The organism is Bacillus sp. LL01 (assembly GCF_001037965.1).
Genome location: NZ_LFEL01000113.1, coordinates 1 through 5,468, shown reverse-complemented (window position 1 = coordinate 5,468; position 5,468 = coordinate 1). Strand labels below are relative to the sequence as shown.

Here is a 5,468-nt window from a genome sequence, read left to right as displayed (position 1 = left end):
CTAACTCTGTTTCGCCTTTAATGGCAGCACKAAACATATCACCTGTAGAAATATGAGGAATGTCATACTTCTCAACAATGCGCTCTGCTTGTGTACCTTTACCGGCTCCTGGTAAACCCATTAATATTAGATTCAACACTAATCCCCTCCATCGCTCCGATTTAACAACAGAAGGCGAACGGGAAGAATGCTTCCYCCCCTGCTCCCCTTGTTACTTAATAAAGCCTTTATAAGAACGTTTAATAAGCTGTCCTTCGATCTGTTTCATCGTGTCTAATGCTACACCAACTACGATTAATAATCCAGTACCACCGATCTGAATCGCCGCTGGCAAACCCATTAATCGTGTGAAGAAAACCGGGATAATTGCTACAGTTGCTAGGAACAATGCTCCAACAAACGTTAAACGGTATAAAATGCGTGTTAAGTACACTTGAGTTGTTTTACCGGGACGAATTCCTGGAATATAGCCACCTTGTTTTTTAAGGTTTTCGGCCATTTTTTCAGGATTGACCTGGATAAATGTATAGAAGTACGTAAACCCGATAATTAGTAATGCATATACAACCATACCAATTGGCTGAGTATAATCAAATACTTGAACCACCCATGCCGCAATTGCATTATCAGTTCCGAAGAACCCAGCAACCGTTGGCGGGAAGATGAATAGTGATAGTGCGAAGATAACCGGAATTACCCCGGCGCCGTTCACTTTCAATGGTAGATGTGTAGATTGACCACCTACAGGATTACGACCAACTAAGCGTTTTGCGTATTGAACAGGAATCTTGCGTAATGCTTGTTGAACAAAAATGACACCAACAATAATAGCTAGTACAGMTAAAGCTAATAGTAATAATGATACGATGCTCAAGAATAACTGATCACCAGCATCTTGAATTTGCGTTGCATACAGTTGGTTAAGTCCATTAGGAATACCAGCTGCGATACCTGCAAAGATAATGATTGAAATACCATTACCAACACCTTTAGCAGTAATCTGTTCACCAAGCCACATAAGAAATGCTGTTCCCGCTGTAAGAACAAGTGCAATAAACAAATAAGTAGGGATGCTTGGGTTAGGAATTAACCCTGGAAAGAAGGAATTAAATCCAACAGACATCCCAATAGCTTGTATAAAACCTAAAACGATCGTTCCATATCGGGTGAACTGAGCCAACTTACGTCGTCCAGCTTCTCCCTCTTTGGCCCACTCAGCAAACTTAGGTACAACGTCCATTTGCAACAATTGAACAACAATCGATGCAGTAATGTACGGCATAATACCCATCGCGAAGATAGAAAAGTTACCAAGTGCTCCACCACCAAATGTGTTTAAAAACCCAAAGGCATTTAATTGGTCGTGGAAGTTCAGAACATCACTGTTTGCCCCTGGTACAGGGATAAAGCTACCGATCCGAAAGACAACGAGCATGAGAAGGGTGAAAACAACCTTACGTCGTATGTCACCCACTCGAATAATGTTGGAGATCGTCCCGAACATTAAATCACCTCAGTTTTTCCGCCAGCAGCTTCGATTGCTTCCACTGCAGATGCAGAAAACTTATGTGCTTTTACTGTTAAGTTCTTTTCAAGCTTTCCGTTTCCAAGGATCTTAATTCCGATCTTAACGTTCTTTACTGTACCTGATTCGATAAGTAGTTCTGGTGTAACCTCAGTACCTGCATCAAAACGGTTGAGCGTCTCAAGGTTAATCACTGTAAACTCCTTACGAGTCGGGTTAGTAAAGCCACGTTTTGGTAAACGACGATATAATGGGTTTTGACCACCCTCGAAACCAGGACGAACACCACCGCCAGAACGTGAGTTTTGACCTTTGTGCCCTCTACCTGATGTCTTACCGTTACCAGAACCGATACCACGTCCTACGCGGTTACGTACTTTACGTGATCCTTCTGCGGGCTTCAACTCATGAAGTTTCATGTCGACACCTCCTCATGTATAAATTAAGCTATTAAGCTTCGATTTCTTTTACTGTTAAAAGGTGAGATACCTTGTTTACCATACCGCGAATCGCAGCGTTATCTTCTTGAACAACAGTTTGGTGCATTTTGCGTAATCCAAGTGTGTTCACTGTAACGCGTTGGTCTTCCGGACGACCGATAAGACTACGAGTGAGGGTAATTTCTAATTTCTTAGCCATTTACGTTCCCTCCTTATCCTAACAGTTCTTCCACTGATTTACCGCGAAGTTTTGCAACTTCCTCAGCACGCTTCAGTTCTTTAAGTCCTTGCATAGTAGCACGAACCATGTTGATTGGGTTGTTAGAACCTAGTGATTTTGACAAGATGTCACCTACACCAGAAAGTTCTAATACCGCACGTACAGGACCACCAGCGATTACACCAGTACCTTCTGAAGCTGGCTTAAGTAAAACGCGACCTGCTCCAAAGTGACCAATGATTTCATGTGGAATTGTAGTACCAACAACTGGCACTTCAATGAGGTTTTTCTTAGCATCTTCTACCGCTTTACGGATTGCCTCAGGAACTTCCTGAGCTTTACCCATACCGAAACCGACATGGCCGTTCTTATCGCCTACTACAACCAATGCAGCGAAGCGGAAACGACGTCCACCTTTAACTACTTTCGCAACACGATTGACAGCTACTACTTTCTCTTCAAGTTCCAACGTATTAGGGTCAATACGACGCATTCGTTTTCCCTCCTTTGTTCTTTAGAATTGCAATCCAGCTTCACGAGCTGCATCTGCTAATGTTTGTACACGACCGTGGTATACATAACCACCGCGATCAAACACTACTACTTTATGACCGTTTTCTACCGCACGTTTAGCAACAAGCTCACCTACTGCTTTAGCTGCTTCTTTATTGCCACCGTTCTCAAGCTTTAGTTCTTTATCTAAACTAGATGCTGAAGCAAGAGTTACACCATTTACGTCATCGATAAGCTGTGCGTAAATGTGTTTTGATGAACGGAAAACATTAAGACGTGGACGTTCAGGAGTTCCTGTGATCGCACGACGTACGTGAGCGTGTCTTTTCTTACGGCCCAAGTTTTTGCTAGGCTTCGTAATCATAGAACGTCATTCCTTTCCGTATATTAATTATTTACCAGTCTTACCTTCTTTACGACGCACATACTCGCCTTCATAACGAATACCTTTACCTTTGTAAGGCTCAGGAAGACGTACTGAACGAATATTAGATGCTACTGCTCCAACACGCTCTTTATCGATACCTCTAACGATAACTTTCGTGTTAGCAGGAACTTCAATTTCAATACCTGCTTCAGGAGTGATTTCAACTGGGTGAGAGTAACCAACGTTAAGTACAAGCTTAGATCCTGACTTCGTTGCACGATAACCTACCCCGATAAGTTCAAGCGTACGCTCGTAACCTTTCGTTACGCCCTCAACCATGTTGTTGATCAAGCTGCGAGTAGTTCCGTGAAGAGCTTTATGCTCCTTGTTATCAGAAGGGCGCTCAACTGTAACTTGGTTCTCTTCTACATTGATTTTCATGTCCTGGTGAAGGTTACGCTTAAGCTCACCTTTAGGACCTTTAACCGTAAATAGTGTTCCGTCAACTGTGATTGTTACATCAGCTGGAACCTCTACTGGTTTATTACCAATACGAGACATTCTTGTACACCTCCATTCATTTCAAGGAATGTATTACCAAACGTATGCTAATACTTCTCCGCCCACTTGTTGTTGACGAGCTTCCTTGTCTGTCATTACACCATTTGATGTTGAAACTAACGCGATTCCTAAACCGCCTAATACGCGTGGAAGTTCACCAGCTTTCGCATATACGCGAAGTCCAGGCTTACTAATGCGCTTAAGACCAGTAATTACACGCTCGTTTGTAGCACCATATTTTAAGAAGATGCGGATCACACCTTGCTTACTGTCTTCGATATATTCATAGTCACGGATAAAGCCTTCACGCTTAAGAATATCAGCGATCTCTTTCTTTACCTTTGAAGCAGGTAATTCAAGCTTCTCGTGACGAACTGTGTTCGCATTACGAATTCGAGTCAACATATCTGCAATTGGATCTGTCATGACCATAGTTTTTTACCTCCTTCCCGTTCTTAGCTTACCAACTAGCTTTCTTCACGCCAGGAATTTGCCCTTTGTGAGCAAGCTCTCTGAAGCAAATCCGGCAAAGTTTAAACTTACGCAATACTGAATGAGGACGACCGCAACGTTCACAGCGAGTGTACTCTTGTACTTTGTACTTTTGTGTACGTTTTTGCTTTGCAATCATTGATTTCTTTGCCAAAGTTTTCCCTCCTCTTTGAAACGACTTTGATTATTTTTGGAATGGCATTCCCATTTGTGTTAATAGTTCACGAGCTTCTTCGTCCGTATTCGCAGTTGTTACGATAACAACGTCCATACCGCGAACTTTATCCACTTTATCGTAATCAATTTCAGGGAAGATTAATTGCTCTTTCACACCTAGAGTGTAGTTACCGCGACCATCGAATGCTTTCTTAGAAACACCACGGAAGTCACGTACACGAGGTAATGAAACAGAAACTAACTTTTCAAGGAACTGGTACATACGCTCGCCACGAAGAGTTACTTTCGCACCGATTGGCATACCTTCACGAAGCTTGAAACCTGCGATTGATTTTTTTGCTTTTGTAATTAAAGGCTTTTGACCAGTAATCTCAGCTAATTCTTCTACAGCTTTATCTAATGCTTTAGCGTTAGAAACAGCATCACCAACACCCATGTTAACAACGATTTTCTCAAGCTTTGGTACCGCCATAACAGATGAGTAGTTGAACTTCTCTACTAGAGAAGGAACGATTTCAGTTGAATACTTCTCTTTTAAACGATTCATACGATTGACCTCCTTTCACACTCTGACTACTTATCTAATAATTCGCCAGACTTCTTAGCAATACGTACATTCTTGCCATTTTCAATTTTGTGACCTACACGAGTAGGTTCACCAGACTTAGGATCTACAGGCATAACGTTTGAAGAATGAATTGGCGCTTCTTGATTCAAGATACCACCTTGTGGGTTATCTTGAGATGGCTTTGCGTGTTTCTTCACAATGTTAATACCCTCTACAAGAACACGATTCTTCTTAGGAAAAGCTTCTAAGATTACACCTTGTTTCCCTTTGTCTTTACCAGAGATGACCTTAACTGTGTCACCTTTTTTGACATGCATCTTCGCCATGTTCGCACCTCCTTGACAGGGCCTTCCGTTAATATCTATTAAAGAACTTCTGGAGCAAGAGACACAATCTTCATGAATTGGTTGTCACGAAGTTCACGTGCTACTGGTCCGAAAATACGAGTTCCGCGTGGGCTCTTATCGTCACGTACGATAACTGCTGCGTTCTCATCAAATTTGATGTATGAACCATCGTTACGACGTACACCGCTCTTAGAACGAACGATTACTGCTCTCACAACTTCACCTTTCTTGACAACGCCACCTGGTGTTGCTTGTTTC

The 5,468-nt window shown here is 42.2% G+C and carries 12 protein-coding genes; all 12 read right to left on the bottom strand.

What is annotated here, in order from left to right; all coding sequences use genetic code 11:
• A partial coding sequence (locus AB685_RS25715; protein WP_157860757.1) for a nucleoside monophosphate kinase occupies window positions 1-136 on the bottom strand: 136 nt, incomplete at its 3' end.
• A gap of 75 nt (window positions 137-211) precedes the next feature.
• Window positions 212-1,504, bottom strand: coding sequence for a preprotein translocase subunit SecY (secY, locus tag AB685_RS25710; protein ID WP_047973433.1), 1,293 nt, complete (start codon window positions 1,502-1,504; stop codon window positions 212-214).
• Window positions 1,504-1,944 (bottom strand): 50S ribosomal protein L15, encoded by a 441-nt coding sequence (rplO, locus tag AB685_RS25705; RefSeq protein ID WP_047973432.1) that lies wholly within the window; start codon window positions 1,942-1,944, stop codon window positions 1,504-1,506. The genes secY and rplO overlap by 1 nt, the downstream gene beginning before the upstream one ends.
• A gap of 31 nt (window positions 1,945-1,975) precedes the next feature.
• The gene (rpmD, locus tag AB685_RS25700; RefSeq protein WP_012957154.1) at window positions 1,976-2,164 is read right to left on the bottom strand and encodes a 50S ribosomal protein L30; all 189 of its coding nucleotides are present in this window, start codon (window positions 2,162-2,164) and stop codon (window positions 1,976-1,978) included.
• Window positions 2,165-2,177: 13 nt separating this feature from the next.
• Entirely contained in the window at window positions 2,178-2,678 is a 501-nt protein-coding gene (gene rpsE / locus AB685_RS25695; RefSeq protein ID WP_047973431.1) for a 30S ribosomal protein S5, read from the bottom strand.
• Window positions 2,679-2,699: 21 nt separating this feature from the next.
• A complete protein-coding gene (rplR, locus tag AB685_RS25690) occupies window positions 2,700-3,062 on the bottom strand; it encodes a 50S ribosomal protein L18 (protein ID WP_047973430.1) in 363 nt (120 codons plus the stop codon).
• A gap of 27 nt (window positions 3,063-3,089) precedes the next feature.
• Window positions 3,090-3,626: a 50S ribosomal protein L6 gene (gene rplF, locus AB685_RS25685; protein WP_047973429.1), complete on the bottom strand. Its 537-nt coding sequence runs from the start codon at window positions 3,624-3,626 to the stop codon at window positions 3,090-3,092.
• A gap of 33 nt (window positions 3,627-3,659) precedes the next feature.
• Window positions 3,660-4,058, bottom strand: coding sequence for a 30S ribosomal protein S8 (gene rpsH, locus AB685_RS25680; protein WP_047973428.1), 399 nt, complete (start codon window positions 4,056-4,058; stop codon window positions 3,660-3,662).
• 28 nt (window positions 4,059-4,086) lie between these two features.
• Window positions 4,087-4,272, bottom strand: a complete 186-nt coding sequence (locus AB685_RS25675; protein ID WP_012957149.1) for a type Z 30S ribosomal protein S14 — start codon at window positions 4,270-4,272, stop codon at window positions 4,087-4,089.
• 30 nt (window positions 4,273-4,302) lie between these two features.
• A complete protein-coding gene (gene rplE / locus AB685_RS25670) occupies window positions 4,303-4,842 on the bottom strand; it encodes a 50S ribosomal protein L5 (protein WP_047973427.1) in 540 nt (179 codons plus the stop codon).
• Between the two features lie 26 nt (window positions 4,843-4,868).
• Entirely contained in the window at window positions 4,869-5,180 is a 312-nt protein-coding gene (gene rplX / locus AB685_RS25665; protein WP_047973435.1) for a 50S ribosomal protein L24, read from the bottom strand.
• Between the two features lie 47 nt (window positions 5,181-5,227).
• A partial coding sequence (rplN, locus tag AB685_RS25660; protein WP_047973426.1) for a 50S ribosomal protein L14 occupies window positions 5,228-5,468 on the bottom strand: 241 nt, incomplete at its 5' end.